Origin of the sequence: Rhizobium terrae (assembly GCF_003425685.1) — a bacterium.
Taxonomy (GTDB): Bacteria; Pseudomonadota; Alphaproteobacteria; order Rhizobiales; family Rhizobiaceae; genus Neorhizobium; species Neorhizobium terrae.
Map to the genome: position 1 here is coordinate 33,741 of NZ_QJKM01000021.1, position 20,217 is coordinate 53,957.

17 protein-coding genes are annotated in these 20,217 nt (G+C 62.8%); 15 read left to right on the forward strand and 2 right to left on the reverse strand.

What is annotated here, in order from left to right:
• Positions 1–32: 32 nt before the first annotated feature.
• Positions 33–734: a TetR/AcrR family transcriptional regulator gene (locus DMO26_RS28610; protein ID WP_117195726.1), complete on the reverse strand. Its 702-nt coding sequence runs from the start codon at positions 732–734 to the stop codon at positions 33–35.
• A 135-nt stretch (positions 735–869) separates the two neighbouring features.
• Here DMO26_RS28610 and DMO26_RS28615 point away from each other — a divergent pair, with 135 nt between their 5' ends.
• From DMO26_RS28615 to xylA, 5 genes are all read left to right on the forward strand, one after another.
• Positions 870–2,084, forward strand: coding sequence for an HlyD family secretion protein (locus DMO26_RS28615; RefSeq protein ID WP_117195727.1), 1,215 nt, complete (start codon positions 870–872; stop codon positions 2,082–2,084).
• Between the two features lie 19 nt (positions 2,085–2,103).
• Positions 2,104–3,693: a DHA2 family efflux MFS transporter permease subunit gene (locus DMO26_RS28620; RefSeq protein WP_162895097.1), complete on the forward strand. Its 1,590-nt coding sequence runs from the start codon at positions 2,104–2,106 to the stop codon at positions 3,691–3,693.
• Positions 3,694–3,858: 165 nt separating this feature from the next.
• The gene (locus DMO26_RS28625) at positions 3,859–4,899 is read left to right on the forward strand and encodes a LacI family DNA-binding transcriptional regulator (RefSeq protein ID WP_117195728.1); all 1,041 of its coding nucleotides are present in this window, start codon (positions 3,859–3,861) and stop codon (positions 4,897–4,899) included.
• A gap of 93 nt (positions 4,900–4,992) precedes the next feature.
• Positions 4,993–6,447 carry a xylulokinase gene (gene xylB / locus DMO26_RS28630; RefSeq protein ID WP_117195729.1) on the forward strand — a complete coding sequence of 485 codons (1,455 nt, stop codon included), beginning with the start codon at positions 4,993–4,995 and terminating at the stop codon, positions 6,445–6,447.
• Between the two features lie 192 nt (positions 6,448–6,639).
• Positions 6,640–7,950 carry a xylose isomerase gene (xylA, locus tag DMO26_RS28635; protein WP_117195731.1) on the forward strand — a complete coding sequence of 437 codons (1,311 nt, stop codon included), beginning with the start codon at positions 6,640–6,642 and terminating at the stop codon, positions 7,948–7,950.
• On the opposite strand, the gene DMO26_RS28640 is transcribed toward xylA, so the two are convergent.
• On the reverse strand, positions 7,934–8,227 hold the full coding sequence (locus DMO26_RS28640) for a HigA family addiction module antitoxin (RefSeq protein WP_226951451.1): 294 nt from the start codon (positions 8,225–8,227) through the stop codon (positions 7,934–7,936). The genes xylA and DMO26_RS28640 overlap by 17 nt on opposite strands.
• 194 nt (positions 8,228–8,421) lie before the next feature.
• On the opposite strand from DMO26_RS28640, the gene DMO26_RS28645 reads away from it, so the two are divergent.
• The 10 genes from DMO26_RS28645 (at position 8,422) to DMO26_RS28695 (ending at position 20,106) form a co-directional block, all read left to right on the forward strand.
• Positions 8,422–9,945: a sugar ABC transporter ATP-binding protein gene (locus DMO26_RS28645; protein WP_117195732.1), complete on the forward strand. Its 1,524-nt coding sequence runs from the start codon at positions 8,422–8,424 to the stop codon at positions 9,943–9,945.
• 2 nt (positions 9,946–9,947) lie between these two features.
• Positions 9,948–10,946 (forward strand): ABC transporter permease, encoded by a 999-nt coding sequence (locus tag DMO26_RS28650; RefSeq protein ID WP_117195733.1) that lies wholly within the window; start codon positions 9,948–9,950, stop codon positions 10,944–10,946.
• Positions 10,947–11,069: 123 nt separating this feature from the next.
• Positions 11,070–12,032 carry a substrate-binding domain-containing protein gene (locus DMO26_RS28655; RefSeq protein WP_117195734.1) on the forward strand — a complete coding sequence of 321 codons (963 nt, stop codon included), beginning with the start codon at positions 11,070–11,072 and terminating at the stop codon, positions 12,030–12,032.
• 215 nt (positions 12,033–12,247) lie between these two features.
• Positions 12,248–13,300, forward strand: coding sequence for a sugar phosphate isomerase/epimerase family protein (locus DMO26_RS28665; RefSeq protein WP_117195736.1), 1,053 nt, complete (start codon positions 12,248–12,250; stop codon positions 13,298–13,300).
• 192 nt (positions 13,301–13,492) lie between these two features.
• Positions 13,493–14,665 carry a Gfo/Idh/MocA family protein gene (locus DMO26_RS28670; protein ID WP_117195737.1) on the forward strand — a complete coding sequence of 391 codons (1,173 nt, stop codon included), beginning with the start codon at positions 13,493–13,495 and terminating at the stop codon, positions 14,663–14,665.
• 272 nt (positions 14,666–14,937) lie between these two features.
• Entirely contained in the window at positions 14,938–16,332 is a 1,395-nt protein-coding gene (locus DMO26_RS28675) for a GH1 family beta-glucosidase (RefSeq protein ID WP_117195739.1), read from the forward strand.
• Between the two features lie 146 nt (positions 16,333–16,478).
• A complete protein-coding gene (locus DMO26_RS28680) occupies positions 16,479–17,228 on the forward strand; it encodes an EAL domain-containing protein (RefSeq protein WP_117195740.1) in 750 nt (249 codons plus the stop codon).
• Between the two features lie 339 nt (positions 17,229–17,567).
• Entirely contained in the window at positions 17,568–18,605 is a 1,038-nt protein-coding gene (locus DMO26_RS28685) for a methionine ABC transporter ATP-binding protein (protein ID WP_117195782.1), read from the forward strand.
• Positions 18,595–19,263 (forward strand): methionine ABC transporter permease, encoded by a 669-nt coding sequence (locus DMO26_RS28690; protein WP_117195741.1) that lies wholly within the window; start codon positions 18,595–18,597, stop codon positions 19,261–19,263. The genes DMO26_RS28685 and DMO26_RS28690 overlap by 11 nt, the downstream gene beginning before the upstream one ends.
• A 66-nt stretch (positions 19,264–19,329) precedes the next feature.
• Positions 19,330–20,106 carry a MetQ/NlpA family ABC transporter substrate-binding protein gene (locus DMO26_RS28695; RefSeq protein WP_117195742.1) on the forward strand — a complete coding sequence of 259 codons (777 nt, stop codon included), beginning with the start codon at positions 19,330–19,332 and terminating at the stop codon, positions 20,104–20,106.
• The last annotated feature ends 111 nt before the right edge of the window (positions 20,107–20,217 follow it).

Here is a 20,217-nt window from a genome sequence, read left to right on the forward strand (position 1 = left end):
ACAAGAGGAGGTTGCGTCCCAACCTCCTGAAATCAGGCGTGTTCTTTGGTTTTTTCGGTCACGGTTTTGTCATGGACGCCATAGGCGGCCATGAATACCCGGATCGCGCCCGAGACGGTCCGGTCGAGTTCGCTGAACGGGGGAATGTCTCCAAGGTCGCCGAACAGGCGGTACTTGAAGAAGGTGCCGCTCGACATGTCGATGAACTGGCGGGCGGCGAGATCGGTATCCTCCACCTTCAGATTGCCGAGCGCGATGTGGCGCTTGATGAAATCTTCCAGAACCGTACGCACGTTCTGCGACGGCGAATTGAAGAAGTGACGACAGACGCTCGGCATGCGGTCGACGACGCCGATGACCGTTCGCATCGCCTCGATCACTTGTGGAGCGGTGATATGGGTGGCGAAACCCATGCCGAAGCGGTAGAGGCCATCCTCGACCTCTTCGCTGCCAGCGAGGATGTCGCGCATTCTCAGCGTGATGCGTTCGCGCTCGCGGGCCACGATCGCGCCGAAGAGATCTTCCTTGTTCTGGAAGTAGACGTAGATCGTGCCCTTCGAGACGCCTGCCTCGCGGGTAATGTCGTTCATGCTCGCCGCGTCGAAGCCGAGTTTCATAAACACGGCCTTGGCGCCGTCGATGATCTGTTCCCGTTTCGCCGGGTCTTCACCCGCTGCGAAACGTCCGGCGGGAACGGGATCGGATTTTTCCAGTTTCCTTGTCTGCCTGGCCATTTTGATGCCTTTTTTTAACCTTTTCGAACCGCTCGGTTCGATTGCCCTTGATATGTGTCATCGAAAGGTCTATGTCAAGCTCGCTGAACCGATCGGTTCGATGGAATAAGACGCTCCCAAGACGGTATATCAAAGATGACGGCCTCTCAAAATGCCGGCGCTCTGCGCGCCGTGACCATGGAAAACGCCGGCCTTTCCGAGGCCGAAGCCCGCAAGGGCGCTCCGGTTGCCGAACAGCCTGCCGCCGCCGAGGCGATCGCTGCTCCGGCAGCCCAGAAGGCGCCGGAAAAGAAGAAGCGCCGCGGCCTGCTCCTGCCGATCCTCGCGCTTGCCCTTCTGGGCGGTGCCGGATGGTATGGCTACAACTGGTGGATCGACGGCCGGTTTCTGGTTTCCACCGACGACGCTTATGTGGAAGGCGATATCGCGGTCATCTCCCCGAAGGTTTCCGGTTATGTCGCCAAGGTGAACGTCGTCGAGAACCAGTCGGTGAAGGCGGGCGATCCGCTCGTCACGCTCGACGACGGCGACTATCAACTCGCGCTGCGGAAGGCGCTGGCGGCGATCGAATCCGCCAAGCTCGCGGTTTCGCGCATCGATGCTCAGATCGTCGGCGGCGAGGCGACGCTCAAGCAGGCGCAGGCCCAGCAGGGCGCGCTGGAAGCAGCCGTCCGTGGCGCCGAGATCAACGAGAAGCGCGCATCGAGCCTGCAGCAGAGTTCCGTCGGCACCGCCGCATCGCTCGACAATGCCCAGATCGCGCTCGAGCAGGCCCGCGCCAACCTCGTCGCCGGCCAGGCGGCGGTTGCCTCCGCCCAGGCCAATATCGGCCTCCTGCATGCGCAGCGCGACGAGGCAGTCAACACCATCCGCACCCAGGAGCTTGCCCGCGACCAGGCCCAGCGCGACCTGAGCTTCACGGTGCTCAAGGCCCCCTATGACGGCGTCATCGGCAATCTCGCCGTCCAGACGGGCGACCTCGTCTCCACCGGCAAGCGGCTGGCATCGCTCGTGCCGCTGACCGAGCTTTACATCGAGGCGAATTTCAAGGAAACCCAGATCGGCCACCTGGAGCCGGGCTCCAAGGTCCGCGTGCGCGTGGATGCCTATGAGGACCACAACATCACCGGAACGGTCGAGTCGATTGCCCCGGCCTCAGGTTCGGTCTTCTCGATGCTGCCGCCGGAAAACGCCACGGGCAACTTCACCAAGGTGGTGCAGCGCGTGCCCGTCCGGATCTCGATCCCGAAGGAAGACCTCGAACGCCAGCATCTGCGCGCCGGCCTTTCCGTCGTCGTCGATGTCGATACCCGCACGGCGCCCGCCGGCAACGCCCTGGCCGCCAGATAAGAGTTAGAGGAGAACGGCCATGGCAGGTGCAACGGCCGTCGCGGGTGCTCCATTGGCAATGCCCGCGGACCAGCCCATGGACCGCCGCAAGATCATCGCCTTCTTCGCGATGGTCTTCGGCATGTTCATGTCGATCCTGGACATCCAGATCGTTTCGGCCTCGCTTGCCGAAATCCAGGCCGGCCTTTCCGCCGGCTCGGACGAGATCGCCTGGGTGCAGACCTCCTACCTGATCGCCGAAGTGATCATGATCCCGCTGTCGGGGACGCTCGCGCGCATCATCTCGACGCGTTACCTCTTTGCCATCTGTGCGGCCGGGTTCACCATCGCCAGCGCGCTCTGCGCCACGGCCACCAGCATCGAGGAAATGATCGTCTTCCGCGCGCTGCAGGGTTTCATCGGCGGCGGCATGATCCCGTCCGTCTTTGCGGCGGCCTTCACCATCTTCCCGCCGTCGAAGCGCAGCATCGTCTCGCCGATCATCGGCCTCGTCGCCACACTCGCACCGACCATCGGACCGACCGTCGGCGGCTATCTCAGCAATTCCTTCTCCTGGCACTGGCTGTTCCTGGTCAACATCATCCCGGGCATCATCGTGACGGCCGTCACCTTCACCATGATCGATTTCGACAAGCCGCAGCTGCAGCTGATGAAGAAGTTCGACTGGTGGGGTCTCGTCTCCATGGGCGTCTTCCTCGGTTCGCTGGAATACGTGCTGGAAGAGGGCAACAACAAGGACTGGTTCAGCGACGAGCATATCGTCATCGGCACGGTCTTCATCGTGGTCGGCGCCGTGGTGTTCTTCTGGCGGGCGTTCAAGGTGGAGTTCCCGGTCGTGGATCTCCGCGCCTTCGGCAACGCCAATTTCGCCTTCGGCTCGTTGTTCTCCTTCATCATGGGCGTCGGTCTTTACGGCCTCACCTATCTCTATCCGCTCTATCTCGGCCGCATCCGCCACTACGATTCGCTGATGATCGGCGAGACGATGTTCGTCTCCGGCATCGCCATGTTCGTCTCCGCGCCGATCGTCGGCCGGCTGTCGAACAGCGTGGACCTGCGGGTGATGATGGCGGTCGGATTCGGCGCCTTCGCCATGGGCACCTGGCTGATGACCGGCATCACGTCGGACTGGGATTTCTGGGAACTGTTCCTGCCGCAGATCCTGCGCGGGTTCGGCATGATGATGTGCATGGTGCCGATCAGCAATATCGCTCTCGGCACGCTGGCGCCGCAGCGCATCCAGGGCGCGTCGGGGCTCTTCAACCTGACCCGCAACCTCGGCGGCGCGGTGGGTCTCGCGCTCATCAACACGGCGCTGACCCAGCGTTCGGACGAGCACTACGCCCGGCTTGCCGAGCATGTGAACTACGGCAATCCGGCCGCCTTGAACTGGCTCGACAACGTCGGTGCCAACTACAATTCCTTCGGTCTCGACGGCAGCGCCGTGGCGCTCCAGAAGATCTCGGGCATCATCACCCAGCAGGCCTGGCTTTTGTCCTTCATGGATGTCTTCTTCATCCTGACGGCACTGTTCGGCAGCCTGATCTTCTTCGTCTTCCTGATCGCCAAGCCGGCCCGCCCCGCAGGTGCCGGCGGCGGCGGCCACTAGAATTTCCGCATTCCACCGCCGGGAGAGGGCCGTCACGCAAGTGGCGGCCTTTTTCTTTCAGGATATCGGCGCTGGAATATTTTTGTCATGCGTTTTGAGTGACGTGCCGCAAATTCTGATTTACGTACCTCAAAAATTGGGCTACGACCTTCCTCGGAGGAGTTCATGAAGCCTACTGTCCACGATATCGCGAAGATCGCAGGCGTCAGCCTGGCGACCGTCGACCGGGTCCTCAACGGGCGGCCGGGCGTGCGTGCCGTCACCAGGGGCAAGGTGGAAGAGGCGATCGCCTCGCTCGGTTACGTGCGGGACCTCGCCGCGGCGAACCTCGCCAAGAGCCGCACCTATCCCTTTGTGTTCATCCTGCCGGAAAACGACAATTCCTTCATGATCGGGCTTCGCGAGGAAGTCCTAGCCGCGGTCGTGCGTTCGAGCACGGAGCGGACCGACATCCGCATCGTCAACGTGCCGCCCTTCGATCCGCGGGCGCTGGTTGCCGCGTTGAATGAGTTGCTCGGGGAAAAGCCGGCCGGCGTCGCCTTCGTGGCGATCGATGCGCCGGAGGTGCGGGAGGCCGCCGGGCGGCTGACGGGAGCCGGCATTCCGATCGTCACGCTCGTCTCGGACCTGCCAGATTCCACCCGTGACCACTACGCCGGCATCGACAATATCGCCGCCGGCCGCACTGCGGGAAGCCTGATGGGGCGTTTCCTCAGTGCGCCTTCGACTGCGGGGCAAATGCGCTGTGTCGCCGTGCTCGCCGGTTCCATGCTGGTGCGCGACCATCGCGAACGGCTGGAGGGTTTCTCGGCTGTCATCGGCGACGCCTATCCCGATATCCACATCCTGCCGGTTCTGGAAGGCCGCGACGATCCGGTGCTTGCCGAGACGATGATCGCGGATGCGCTGCGCCGCAACCAGGATATCGCAGGCATCTACAGTCTCGGGGCGGGCAATCGCGGCCTCATCCGTGCCGTCCAGAGGGCGGGCATCGCCAGCCGCCCGCTGGTCATCGCCCATGAACTGACGGCTTCGACCCGGGCGGCGCTGATCGGCGACGTCATCGACGCCGTGCTCAACCAAGATGCTGGCCACGAGGTCAGGAGCGCCATTCGGGTGCTCAAGGCCAAGGCCGACGGTCTGCCGGTTCTCGCCGCGCAGGAGCGCATCCGCATCGACATCTTTCTGAAGGACAATCTGCCCTGAGTGCCGGCGCATGCCGAAAAACGCGAAACGGTTTTCGGAAAAGATGCGTCGCGAACAAAAAGGCCGCGAAGGCGGCGGAGTTAGGAGAACCCCATGTATCTCGGTCTCGATCTCGGCACGTCCGGCGTCAAGGCGATGCTGATCGACGGTGATCAGAAGATCATCGGCTCGGCGAGCGGTTCGCTGGACGTGTCGCGTCCGCATTCCGGCTGGTCGGAACAGGAACCGGCCCACTGGATCCGTGCCACGGAAGAGGCGGTCGCCGGCCTCAAGGCCAAGTTTCCGAAGGAACTTGCGGCCGTGAAAGGCATCGGCCTTTCCGGTCAGATGCATGGTGCGACGCTGCTCGACGCCGACGACAAGGTCCTGCGTCCCTGCATTCTCTGGAACGACACCCGTTCTCATGAAGAGGCGGCGGCGCTCGACGCCGATCCGATCTTTCGCAAGCTCACCGGCAACATCGTCTTTCCCGGATTTACGGCGCCGAAACTAGTCTGGGTCGCGAAGCACGAGCCGGAGGTCTTCGTCAAGGTCGCCAAGGTCCTGCTGCCGAAGGATTACCTGCGCCTCTGGCTGACGGGCGAGCACATTTCCGAAATGTCGGATTCGGCCGGCACGTCCTGGCTTGATACGGGCGCCCGCAAGTGGTCGTCCGAACTGCTGGCCGCCACCGGTCTGTCTGAAAATCACATGCCGTCGCTGGTCGAAGGTACGGAACAGGGGGGGCAGCTGCGGTCCGAACTCGCATCCGCCTGGGGCATGTCCGGCACGGTCGTCGTCGCCGGCGGGGCAGGGGACAATGCGGCGTCTGCCTGCGGCATGGGAACCGTGGCGGAAGGCAATGCCTTCGTGTCGCTCGGCACGTCGGGCGTGCTCTTCGCCGCCAATGCCTCCTATCTGCCGAAGCCGGAAAGCGCCGTACACGCCTTCTGCCACGCGCTGCCGAAGACCTGGCACCAGATGGGCGTCATCCTGTCGGCGACCGATGCGCTCAACTGGTATTCGCATATCGCCGGCAAGACGGCCGCCGAACTTACCCAGGAACTCGGAGAGACGCTGAAGGCGCCGGCCGGCGTCACCTTCCTGCCCTACCTTTCCGGCGAGCGGACGCCGCATAACGACGCCGTCATCCGCGGCTCGTTCATCGGTCTCGGGCACGAAAGCAGCCGCGCGGTGCTGACCCAGGCGGTGCTCGAAGGCGTCACCTTTGCGATCCGTGACAATCTCGAAGCCCTGAAATCCGCCGGCACCTCGATCTCCCGCGTCACCGCCATCGGCGGCGGCTCGCGCTCGCGCTACTGGCTGGCCTCGATCGCGACCGCGCTTGGGGTGCCGGTCGATATTCCGTCCGACGGCGATTTCGGCGCGGCATTCGGCGCGGCCCGCCTCGGGCTGATCGCCGCGACGGGTGCCGACCCGGTCGCCGTCTGCTCGGCACCGAAGACGGAGGAGACGATCGAGCCGGTGTCATGGCTGACGGAGGCCTATGAAACTGCCTATGCCCGCTACCGCGCCGCCTATCCGGCGGTCCGGTCGATCGGACATTGAACCCGGATTGCCCCTCACCCTAACCCTCTCCCCGCCGGCAGGGAGAGGGGACGTGCCACACTCGGCATCCGAGAGGGACGGAGGGGCTGGAGTGCATTTCCTTCTCCCAGCAAGCGGGAAGAAGGTGCCGGCAGGCGGATGAGGGGCGGAACCGCCCACGAAGTGACTGAACTTTCCCAAGGAGAAAACACCATGAGCACAGGCTTTTTCGGAGATATCCAGAAGATCAAATACGAAGGCCCCGAGAGCACCAATCCGCTCGCCTTCCGCCACTACAATCCGGACGAGATCGTCGCCGGCAAGCGGATGGAGGACCATCTGCGTTTCGCGATCGCCTATTGGCACACCTTCACTTGGCCGGGCGGCGATCCGTTCGGCGGCCAGACGTTCCTAAGGCCGTGGTTCTCCGATACCATGGAAGCGGCCAAGATGAAGGCGGACGTCGCATTCGAATTCTTCCAGCTTCTCGGCGCGCCCTTCTATTGCTTCCATGATGCGGACGTGCGCCCGGAAGGCAATAACTTTGCCGAGAACACGAAGAACCTCAACGAGATCGTCGATTATTTCGAGAAGAAGCAGGCCGAGACGGGCACCAAGCTTCTCTGGGGCACGGCGAACCTCTTCTCGAACCGCCGTTACATGGCGGGCGCGGCCACCAATCCGGATCCGGATGTCTTCGCCTTCGCCGCCGCGACGGTAAAAACCTGCCTCGACGCTACCAAGCGCCTCGGCGGCGTCAACTACGTATTGTGGGGCGGCCGCGAAGGTTACGAAACGATCCTCAACACCGACTTCACTCGCGAGCTCGACCAGCTCGGCCGCTTTTTGAACCTTGTCGTGGAATACAAGTACAAGATCGGCTTCGAAGGCACGATCCTGATCGAGCCGAAGCCGCAAGAGCCGACCAAGCACCAGTACGACTACGACGTCTCGACTGTCTACGCCTTCCTGCAGAAGAACGGGCTCGAGAAGGAAGTGAAGGTCAATATCGAACAGGGCCACGCGATCCTTGCCGGCCATTCCTTCGAGCACGAGATCGCCATGGCGAACACGTTCGGCATTTTCGGCTCGATCGACATGAACCGCAACGACATGCAGTCCGGCTGGGATACCGACCAGTTCCCCAACAATGTGCCGGAAATGGCGCTCGCCTACTATCACATCCTGCAGGGCGGCGGCTTCGTCAACGGCGGCACCAACTTCGACGCCAAGCTGCGCCGCCAGTCGCTGGACCCCGAGGACCTGCTGATCGGTCATATCGGCGGCATGGATTGCTGCGCCCGCGGCCTGAAGGCTGCCGCGAAGATGATCGACGACGGCGCGCTGAAGATCCCGCTCGATGCCCGTTACGAAAAGTGGGACAGCCCGGAATACCAGAAGATGCTGCGCGGCGAATACAAGCTCGACGACATCGCCTCCTGGGTGGAAAAGCAGAACATCAATCCGGAACCGAAGTCCGGCCGCCAGGAATATCTGGAAAACGTCGTCAACCGCTACGTCTGAGACGCTTCGGGCGGGTGAGGATTTTCCTCATCCGTCCTCTTCTCTCCGCATGCCAGGCATCGTAGGCGGCCTGCATGCGAAGCCAGATGGCCGCGCCATCGCCGAACATCTTGCCGAGCCGCGCCGCCACGGAAGGCGAAACGGGCTTCCTCTCCCGGATGATGTCATAGAGCTGCTGACGGGAAATGCCGAGCAGTTCAGCGATTTCCACCTTCGTCTTGCCGGTGGCGAGGATAATTTCCTCCACCAAGGCGCCGGCTTTCGCTGCGGCAACCAAGGGAAGAATTTTCGATAAGCGATTGCTACGCCGTTCGTATCTGCCCGCCAAATTTGCTTTACGTACCTCAGTATCTAGGCTAGCGTCTCTTCGGGAGGAGTTCGGGTGCAGTCTATCGTTTTCATACACGCTGTCGGTGTTGCGGCGGTCCGGTGTCGGGCGGCGCGCGGTCTTCGTTTGGCAGGCGGCAGGCGATGAGTACGGCTGGAACGATGGCCTCCGCGCCGCTCCTCGAAGCGACCGGCCTTTCCAAGACATTCGGCATCGTCGAGGTGTTGAAGGACATCAATATCGCCGTGCGGGCAGGAGAAGTTCACGCCATCATTGGCGAAAACGGTGCCGGCAAATCGACGCTGATGAAGATCCTGGCCGGCAACCAGCCGCCGACCCGTGGCGAGATGCGCATGGACGGCGAAGTGGTGACGTTCTCCGGCCCGGTCGACGCGGAACATCGCGGCATCGTGCTTGTGCACCAGGAAATCCTGCTGGCGCCCGATCTCACCGTCGCCCAGAACATCTATCTCGGCCGCGAGGTCCGCAAAGGTTTGACCCTCGACGACCGCACCATGAACGAGGGCGCCGCAAAGGCGATCCGCGATCTCGGCGGCGATCTCGATCCGAACGCCATCGTGTCGCGCCTTTCCATCGCCCAGCGCCAGTTGGTGCAGATCGCGCGCGTGCTGCTCGTTCCACACCGCATCGTCATCTTCGACGAGCCGACAGCCTCGCTCACGCCGCACGAGACCGAGGCGCTGCTGAAGGTCATCAGGCAAATCCGCGCCAAGGGCGTCGGCGTGCTCTACATTTCCCATCGCCTGCCGGAGGTGAAGGAGATCGCCGACCGGGTGACGGTGCTGCGCGACGGCCGCCTCGTCGCCACCCACGAGGCGAGCGAACTGCAGCCGGCGGACATGGCCCGGCTGATGGTCGGCCGCGACGTCGCCAAGCTCTATCCGGACCGGCATGCCGCGGAAACCCGCGAGGTGGTGCTGGACGTCGAGCATTTCAACGTGCCGGGTTATGCGCAAGATGCGTCGTTCAAGCTGCGCAGAGGCGAAATTCTGGGCTTCGCCGGCCTTGTCGGCGCAGGGCGCACGGAGCTGATGGAGGGCATGGTGGGCCTGCGCTCCGGCCGCGGTTCCGTCCGTCTCAACGGCAATCCGGTCAGCTTAACCGACGTGCATTCGAGCCTCAAGGCCGGTGTCGCCTATCTCTCCGAGGATCGCAAGGGCAAGGGCCTGCTGCTCGCCAAGGACCTGCTCGTCAACCTGACGCTCGCCTCGCTCGGCAAGTTCACCGGCTTCTTGCAGATCGATCGCAGGAAGGAAGCCCAGGCGCTCGACGAGGCGATCCGCGATTTCGACATCCGCACCGGCACCAAGAACATCCTCGCCGGTCAGCTTTCCGGCGGCAACCAGCAGAAGCTCCTGCTGGCCAAGATGATGCTGCTCGATCCGCAGGTCGTCATCATCGACGAACCGACGCGTGGTATCGATATCGGCAACAAGGAACAGATCTACAAATTCATCGCCGCGCTTTCGGAAGAGGGGCGTTCGATCATCGTCGTTTCCTCCGAAATGCCGGAACTGATCGGCATCTGCGATCGTATCCTCGTCATGCGCTCCGGCCGGATCGTCGGCGAGGTGACGGGAGAACACATGAACGAAAACGAGATCGTCCAGCTGGCGACGGGCGTCAAATCCGGGGAGGCCGCTTGAGCATGACATCCGTTACCGATACGGCCAAGGCGCCGAAGACCTCCCGCGACTGGGACATGGCGGCGATCGCGCCGTTCATCGCGCTGGCGCTGCTCCTATTGCTCGGCTATTTCGCCAATCCGAATTTCGTCTCGATCGCCAACCTTAGCAACGTCGTCACCCGCAGCGCCTTTATCGCCATCATCGCGCTCGGCGCGACCTATGTGATGACCGCCGGCGGGCTTGATCTTTCGGTTGGTTCGATGCTCGCCTTCGTGGCGAGCCTGATGATCATGTTCATGAATTCGGGATCGATCGCCGATCCGATGTCGATGCTGCTCGCCGCCATGGCGCTGGCGCTCGCGCTGGGGGCGGCTTGCGGGCTGGCGAACGGGCTGATCACCACGCTCGGCAAGATCGAGCCCTTCATCGCCACGCTCGGTACGATGGGCATCTATCGCGGCCTCACCTATTGGCTATCCCAGGGCGGTGCGATCACCGTGCGCGACCGCGATCTGCTGACGCTCTACCGGCCCTTCTATTCCGGTTCGGTGCTCGGCGTGCCGGTGCCGATCTTGGTCATTCTGGTGACGACGGCAATCTGCGCCTTCGTGCTCTACCGCACCCGTTACGGCCGGCACGTGACGGCCGTCGGGTCCAACGAGGACGTGGCACGTTATTCCGGCATCTCGATCAACCGGGTCCGCACCATCACCTATGTCATCCAGGGGCTCTGCGTCGGCGTCGCCGTGCTGCTCTACGTGCCGCGCCTCGGTTCGACGTCTGCGACGACCGGCAGTTTCTGGGAACTGCAGGCGATCACTGCCGTGGTCGTCGGCGGCACGGCGCTTCGGGGCGGGGTGGGGCGCATCTGGGGCACGGTCGCCGGCGCGATCATCCTGGAAGTGGTCGGCAACATCCTGCTGCTTTCGAACTTCGTCAGCGAATATCTGATCGGCGCGATGCAGGGCGCGATCATCATCATCGCCATGCTGGTGCAGAGGTCGCTGATGCGCAAATGACGTCTGCCGGGCAAAGCGGGAGGCTTCTGCGCCGACGGCAGGCGAGGGAGGAATTGGCCGGGCTTCTGGGTCGCGTCCGGTCTTCGATCAACAGACCTGGAATAACTTGTGGGAGAGAGAAAAATGCGTAGAAGAACTTTCGGGCTGGCAGTCGCGGCACTCGCCGCGACCGTCGCAATCGGCCCGGGCTTTGCCCAGGCGCAGGACAAGAAGGTGACGATCGGCGTTTCCATTCCTGCCGCCGACCATGGCTGGACCGCCGGCGTGGTGTTCCATGCCGAACGCGTCGCCAAGCTCCTGATGAAGGAGCATCCGGGCCTCAACGTCATCGTCAAGACCTCGCCGGATGCCGCATCCCAGGCGAACGCGCTGCAGGACCTCGCCGTCCAGGGCCTCAATGCGCTGGTCATCCTGCCGACCGATCCGGATCCGCTCGTCAACTCGATCAAGGACATCAAGGACAAGGGCACGTTCGTCGCGCTCGTCGACCGCGCGCCTTCGGTCAACGACAATTCGATCCGCGACCTCTATGTGGCCGGCAACAACCCGGCCCTCGGCGAGGTCGCCGGCAAATACATTGCCAAGACCACGCCGGACGCTCAGGTCGTCGTCATCCGCGGCCTGCCGATCCCGATCGACCAGCAGCGCCAGGATGGTTTCGACAAGGGCATCGCCGGCTCCAAGGTGAAGATCCTCGAGCGCCAGTTCGGCAACTGGAGCCGCGACGACGCGTTCAAGGTCATGCAGGACTACCTGACCAAATACCAGAAGATCGACGTGGTCTGGTGCCAGGACGACGACATGGCCGTCGGCGTTCTCGAAGCCATCGCCCAGGCCAAGCGCACCGACATCAAGTATATCGTCGCCGGCGCCGGCTCCAAGGACATGGTGAAGAGGGTCATGGACGGCGACAAGATGGTTCCTGTCGACGTGCTCTATCCGCCGGCGATGGTGGCGACCGCCATGCAGCTCACCGCCGCCAACTTCTACGACCAGGTTCCGGTCAGCGGCACCTACATCCTCGACGCCACGCTGGTGACCAAGGAAAACGCCAAGAACTTCTACTTCCCGGATTCTCCGTTCTGATTTCGACAGGTGGTGCCCGTCTTCGTCAGGCGGGCACCACGTCTACCGCCGTCATCCCTGTGCTCGAGGCAGGGATCCAGCAGCGCTGCGTCTGCGGCGTGGGAGAGTCCTTTCACGAGAAGGGCTTCGCTTGGCTGGATGCCTGTGACGAGCACAGGAATGACGGATGCGGGACCATCCGCAGTCCGATTGCACTTAGCCAAAGAGGAAACACGATGAAGACGATCAAGGGCCCGGCCATCTTTCTCGGTCAGTTCGCGGGTGACGCCGCGCCGTTCAACTCCTGGGACGCGATCACCAAATGGGCGGCGGAAAAGGGTTATGTCGGGGTGCAGGTGCCGACCTGGGCCAGCCAGCTCATCGACCTCAAGAAAGCTGCATCCTCGAAGGATTATTGCGATGAATTCGCCGGCATCGCCAAGGGCAATGGCATCGAGGTGACCGAGCTCTCGACCCATCTGCAGGGCCAGCTCGTCGCGGTGCATCCGGCCTATGACGAGGCTTTCGACGGTTTCGCGGCACCTGAGGTGCGCGGCAACCCGAAGGCGCGCCAGGCCTGGGCCGTCGAGCAGGTGAAGATGGCGCTCAGCGCTTCCATGAACCTCGGCATCAAGGCGCATGCGACCTTTTCCGGCGCGCTCGCCTGGCCATTCATTTATCCTTGGCCGCAGCGTCCGGCCGGTCTCGTCGAGACCGCCTTCGACGAGCTTGCAAAGCGCTGGACGCCGATCCTCGACCATGCCGAGGAGTGCGGCGTCGACGTCTGCTACGAGATCCATCCGGGCGAGGACCTGCATGACGGCGTCACCTTCGAAATGTTCCTGGAGCGCGTGAAGAACCATAAGCGCGCCAACATGCTCTACGATCCGTCGCACTACGTGCTGCAATGCCTCGACTATCTCGACCACATCGATATCTACAAGGACCGGATCAAGATGTTCCACGTCAAGGACGCGGAATTCAACCCGACCGGCCGGCAGGGCGTCTATGGCGGTTACCAAGGCTGGGTCAATCGCGCCGGCCGCTTCCGTTCTCCCGGTGACGGCCAGGTCGATTTCGGCTCGATCTTCTCCAAGATGGCCGCCAACGATTTCGACGGCTGGGCCGTCGTGGAATGGGAATGCGCGCTCAAAAATTCCGAGGACGGCGCGCGCGAAGGCGCCGAATTCGTCAAGGCGCATATCATCCGGGTCACGGAGAAGGCTTTCGACGATTTCGCTTCCGGCGGTACGGACGAAGCGGCCAACCGGCGGATGCTGGGGCTTTAAGATGTCTATCCGATAACAAGTTTGCCCCTCACCCTATCCCTTTTCCCGCCTGCAAGGAGAGGGGGCCCGCGATGCTCATTGGTCGAGATGGGCGGAGAGGGGGCGGCACATGCCTTCTCCCCGCTTGCGGGGAGAAGGTGGCGGCAGCCGGATGAGGGGCGGCCGCAAACCAATTTGTTCAGGAGAGGTAATATGGCAATCGAAGGTAAGGACGAACAGGCGCGGCAGCCGCGCATCCGGCTCGGCATGGTGGGGGGCGGCTCGGGCGCCTTCATCGGTGCGGTGCACCGCATGGCGGCGCGGTTGGACGATCAGTTCGAGCTGGTGGCGGGAGCGCTCTCCTCGACGCCTGAGAAGGCGATCGCTTCAGGCCGCGATCTCGGGCTCGACCCGTCGCGCAATTACGGCTCCTACAAGGAAATGGCGATCCGCGAGGCGCGGCTGAAGGACGGCATCGAGGCGGTGTCGATCGTCACGCCGAACCATGTGCATTACGACGCGGCCAAGGAATTCCTGCGGCGCGGGATCCATGTCATCTGCGACAAGCCGCTCACCTCCAACCTCGCCGACGCCAGGAAACTGAAGAAGGTGGCGGACGAGAGCAAGGCGCTCTTCATCCTCACCCACAACTACACGGGCTATCCGATGGTGCGCCAGGCCCGCGAGATGGTCGCCAATGGCGACCTGGGAAAGATCCGTGTCGTACAGGTGGAATATCCGCAGGACTGGCTGACGGAAGCCGTCGAACAGACCGGCGCCAAGCAGGCCGTCTGGCGTACCGATCCGGCCCAATCGGGTGCCGGCGGTTCGACCGGCGATATCGGCACGCATGCCTATAACCTCGCCGCCTTCATTACTGGCCTGACGCTCGAAAGCCTCGCCGCCGATCTCGACAGTTTCGTCGAAGGCCGCCGTCTCGATGACAACGCCCATGTCCTGCTGCGCTTCGATGGCGGCGCCAAGGGCATGCTGTGGTGCAGTCAGGTGGCGCCGGGCCACGAGAACGGCCTGAAGATCCGCGTCTACGGCACCAGGGGCGGCATCGAATGGGTACAGGCCGATCCGAACTATCTGTGGTTCACGCCGTTCGGCGAGCCGAAGCGCCTGCTGACCCGTGCCGGCGCCGGCGCCGGTCCCGCGGCCGCCCGCGTCTCGCGCATCCCGTCCGGCCATCCGGAAGGCTATCTCGAAGCCTTCGCGACGATCTATACGGAAGCGGCGCACGCGATCAACGCGGTGAAGAACGGCGCGGCGATCGGCAAGGACGTCATCTACCCGACTGTCGACGACGGGGTGAAGGGTGTGGCTTTCGTGGAAGCCTGCGTGGCGTCTTCGAAGAAGAACGGGGCCTGGGTAAAGCTGTAACGCTACCACTATCCTCTCCTCGTGACGAAGGGGAGAGGATAGGCCTCCGCGCAGCCGTGTGCGGGCGGAAAGGCTGCAGCTTGTGCCTTTCTCCCTGTCAAAACGGGAGAAGGCGGCGGCAGCTGGATGAGGGTGGGCCCGAGATCCGGGGCCGCATCCCTGCAACGTTGCAGAAATCCCTCCTTTACCCTGTACAACCATGCCGACCTTCGTTAAACCGCCGCGCAATGACGGCTTTTGAAGCCGGTTGAACCAGACAGGCTGGCATTATCATGAATAAAACGCCCGATCCGAAAACCTTCGCTTCCCGTTTCCCCGGCGATTTTCTCTGGGGTGTCGCGACGGCATCCTACCAGATCGAGGGTTCGACCAGAGCGGATGGGCGCAAGCCTTCCATCTGGGATGCGTTTTCCAACATGCCGGGCCGCGTCTATCAGGGGCATAACGGCGATGTCGCCTGCGATCATTACAATCGCTGGGAACAGGATCTCGATCTCATCAAGGAGATGGGTGTCGAGGCCTACCGGTTTTCGATCGCCTGGCCGCGCATCATTCCCGAGGGGACAGGCCGCATCAACGAAAAAGGGCTCGATTTCTACGATCGCCTCATCGACGGCTGCAAGGCGCGCGGCATCAAGACCTATGCGACGCTCTATCACTGGGACCTGCCGCTTGCGCTGATGGGCGACGGCGGCTGGGCGGCACGCTCGACGGCCTATGCCTTCCAGCGTTATGCCAAGGTGGTGATGGCACGGCTCGGCGACCGGCTGGATGCCGTCGCAACCTTCAACGAGCCCTGGTGCATTGTCTGGCTCAGCCATCTCTACGGCATCCATGCACCGGGTGAGCGCAACATGCAGGCGGCGCTCGCCGCCATGCACCATGTCAATCTGGCGCACGGTTTCGGCGTGGAGGCGATCCGCCACGTCACCCCGAATGTACCGGTCGGCATCGTCATCAACGCCTCCTCGATCATTCCTGGCTCCGACAGCGCCGCGGATCTTGCGGCCGGCGAACGCGCCCATCAGTTCCACAACGGCGTCTTCTTCGAGCCGGTCTTCAAGGGCGAATATCCCAAGGAATTCCACGCGGCGCTCGGCGACCGCATGCCGGCCGTGGAAGAGGGCGACCTGAAGGTGATCAGCCAGAAGCTCGACTGGTGGGGCCTCAACTACTACAAGCCGGATCGCGTCCATGACGATGCGGAGCGCAAGGGCGATTTCCCGTGGACCGTGGAGGCGAAACCTGCCAGCGACGTGAAGACGGATATCGGCTGGGAAGTCTATGCGCCAGGCCTGAAACTGCTCGTCGAGGACCTCTACCGCCGCTACGACCTGCCGGACTGCTACATCACCGAAAACGGCGCCTGCTACAACATGGAGCCGAAAGACGGCGAGGTGGATGACCAGCCGCGTCTCGACTATTATGTCGATCACCTCTCGGTGGTCGCAGACCTGATCGGGCAAGGCTATCCGATGAAAGGTTACTTCGCCTGGAGCCTGATGGACAATTTCGAGTGGGCGGAAGGGTATCGCATGCGGTTCGGCCTGGTGCATGTGAACTACGAGACCCAGGAGCGGACGATCAAGAAAAGCGGCAAGTGGTATCGGGCGCTCGCCGCGCAGTTTCCCAAGGGCAATTTCACGCCGGCAAAGCCGGGAGAGTGATCGGCTTGCCGGCGGATGCCCCGCCCGGTCGAGAGGTATGGAATTGTCGCGCCGCTCATCTCATATCTATGTGCGCCTGATACGGAATTTGGGCGATTGTTAAGGTATGGCTGATATATGTCGTCTCCGATGACGGAGATGAAGCCATGACCACCGCCTGCCAGGGCTGCCGCGACGGTGCGGCCTTTGAACTTCCCTTTTCCATGGCTTTCCAGCCCATCGTCGATCTGAATACGGGCACCGCTTTCGCCTATGAGGCGCTGGTGCGCGGCAGCGGCGGCGAAGGCGCCGGCAGCGTCCTGTCGAAGGTGACCGAGAAAAACCGTTATGCCTTCGACCAGCAGTGTAGGGCCAAGGCGATCGAGCTCGCCGCGACGCTGAGGCCGCAGTCGGACGCAAACCTCTCCATCAATTTCATGCCGAACGCCGTCTACGAGCCGCGCGCCTGCATCCGCCTGACGCTCGCCACCGCCTCCCGCTTCGGCTTTCCGCTCAACCGCATCATTTTCGAATTCACCGAAAACGAGAAGGTGGATGTCAGGCACCTCCTGAACATCCTCAACGTCTATAAGGACATGGGCTTCAAGACGGCGATCGACGATTTCGGCGCCGGTCATTCCGGATTGAACCTGCTCGCCCAGTTCCAGCCGGATATCGTCAAGCTCGATATGGATCTCATCCGCGGCATCGATACCGACCGCGCCAAGCGCACCATCGTCAGGCATACCGTCGCCATGCTGGAAGAACTGTCGATCACGACTGTCTGCGAGGGCATCGAGACTGTCGGCGAACTCGCCGCCCTGCGGGATATGGGCGTCTGCCTCATCCAGGGTTACGTGTTCGGGCGCCCCGCCTTCGAGCAGTTCCTACCGCCTGAACTGCCTGCGGCGGCCTGATCCATTCCGGAGTGGGATTTTTCCTTCTTTTCCCAAAGTCGGAAATTTTGTTGCTCGGCTTCGGCCGTGCTGCAATGCAATAAGACTGTCAGTGCTCGCATGGCTCGCATGCAACTCGATGGTTGAAAGAAGGTTCTGGAGAATGGTAGATCGACGGGCAATGCGTCGAATGTGTTGCTGAAACAGCAATCCGTTGTCCACGACCGGGCGCGCGCCATTCGCGCAGCCGAAAAGAGCTTCAAGATGAGACCGACAATCCAGACCGCGAATTCCGTGCCGGCAGGCGGCTTTGCCGCGCCCGCCGACACCATCCCAAAGCCTGTTGCCGCACGGGCGCCGATGGTCGCTTTCGAAGCGGTCACCAAACGTTTCGGCAGTGACGGTGAAAACCGGTTCACCGCGCTGGATGGTGTCGATCTCACCGTGGCGCGCGGCGCGATCACCGGTATCATCGGCCGTTCCGGTGCCGGCAAGTCGACGCTGATCCGCCTCGTCAACGGGCTGGAAAAGGCAACATCCGGCCGGGTTGTGGTGGACGGCGTCGAAGTCGGCGGCCTTTCCGAAGGCGGGCTTCGCAACCTGCGCCGTGAGGTCGGCATGATCTTCCAGCATTTCAACCTGCTCTCGTCCCGCACCGCGTTCGACAATGTGGCGCTGCCGCTGGAGATCGCAGGGCTCGACAGGAAGGCGATCCGTGACAAGGTGGCGCCGCTGCTCGATCTGGTCGGCCTCGGCGACAAGGCGGCGCGTTACCCGTCCGAACTTTCCGGCGGCCAGAAGCAGCGTGTCGGCATTGCCCGCGCGCTGGCCACCGCGCCGAAACTGCTGCTCTCGGATGAAGCGACTTCGGCGCTCGATCCGGAGACGACGCAATCGATCCTGGCGCTGCTCAAGCGCATCAATGCCGAGCTCGGCCTCACCGTATTGCTCATCACTCACGAGATGGAGGTGGTGAAGACCATCGCCTCCGACGTGGCGGTGATCGACCGGGGCCGGATCGTCGAGCAGGGCCGCACGTTCGACGTCTTCACCGGCGCCAAGCACGAGACGACGCGTTCGCTTCTGTCCGCAGCGCTCGGCACGCAACTGCCGGAATGGATCCGCTCGAACTTGAAGCCGGAGCCGTCGGTCGGCGACCGCATTCTCGTGCGGCTGATCTTCTTCGGCGATACGGCGTTCAAGCCTTTGACCGGGCGGTTGGTCGCCGAACTCGGAGCCGACGTCAACATCCTCGCCGGCAGCATTGAGGAGATCGCCGGAGAGCCATACGGCTCGCTGGTCGTCGCCTACCCGGCCGATCCCGCCGTCACGGAACGCGCCGACCGCTTCTATGCCGAGACCGGTCTCACCACGGAGGTGCTCGGTTATGTCGCTTGACATGCTCATAGGCCTCCTCACGAAGTCGCTCGGGCAGACGCTGCAGATGGTGGCGATCGCCGGTCTGCTCGGCTCGCTGATCGGCCTGCCGATCGGCATCTTTCTGGCGACGAGCGGCAAGGGCGAACTCTTTCCGGCGCCGGTCACCAATCGCGTCCTCGGCGTCATCGTCAATGCGACACGCTCGACGCCCTTCATCATCCTTGTCGTGGCGATCATTCCGTTCACCCGGCTCGTCACCGGCACGTCGATCGGCACCAATGCGGCGATCGTGCCGCTCACCATCGCGACCATCCCGTTCTTCGCCCGTCTGGTGGAAGCGGCGATCCGCGAGATCGACAAGGGGCTGATCGAGGCCGCCCGCGCCATGGGCGCCACGCCGCTGCAGATCGTCTTCAAGGTGCTGCTGGCGGAAGCGCGGCCCGGCATCACGCTCGCCTTCACCATGACCATCGTCAGCCTCATCGGCTATTCGGCCATGGTCGGCGCGGTCGGCGGCGGCGGGCTCGGCGATCTCGGCATCCGCTACGGTTACCAGCGTTTCATGCCGGAAGTGATGCTCGCGGTCGTCGTGGTGCTGATCGTGCTCGTCCAGCTGGTGCAGAGCGCCGGCGATGCGCTCGCCCGCCGGTTCGACAAGCGCAATCGCAAGACCTGATTTTCCACATTCCCAAAATCCAGCCCTCCCAAGACTGGCGTACAAAAGAAACCCAAGGAGACACTTATGAAGAAGCTCATTCTCGCAGCCGCACTCGCCGTTCTCGCCACCGGTTCGGCACTCGCCGAAGACATCAAGATCGGCGTCACACCCGGTCCGCATGCCCAGATCATGGAAAAGGTGAAGGACGTCGCGGCCACCAAGGGCCTTAACATCCAGATCCTCGAATTCTCCGATTACGTTGTGCCGAACCAGGCGCTGGCGGATGGCGAGCTGCAGGCCAATTCCTTCCAGCACAAGCCCTATCTCGACAACCAGGTCGCCGACCGCAAATTCGACCTCGTCAGCGTTGCCCAGACCGTCAACTTCCCGATGGGCGTCTATTCGAAAAAAGCGAAGAGCCTCGCCGACCTCAAGCAGGGCGCCACGGTCGCCATCCCGAACGACCCGACGAATGGCGGCCGCGCGCTGCTGATCCTCGCCGACCAGGGCCTCATCAAGGTGAACGCTGCCAAAGGTCTCAAGATCGGCCCCGCCGATGTCACCGAAAACCCGAAGAAGATCGAGTTCGCCGAGCTCGACGCCGCCCAGCTGCCGCGCTCGCTGGACGATGTCGACGCCTCCGTCATCAACACCAACTATGCGATGGAAGCCGGCCTCAACCCGAAGACCGATCCGATCGCCAAGGAAGGCGAGAAGGCTCCTTACATCAACATCATCGCCGTGCGCGCCAAGGACAAGGATGCCGCCTGGGTCAAGACGTTGGTCGAGGCCTATCACAGCGCGCCGGTCAAGGATTTCGTCAACACCCAGTTCAAGGGTGCGGTCATCGCCGCCTGGTAATGTCCGGGACTGTCGCAAGAGCAGTCGAATTTTCGAAAATTCCGAGCGATCCAGGCCTTGATGCGTGTCCGGGTCGCTTTTTTAACCCGATCTGAAGGAATACCCGCGAAG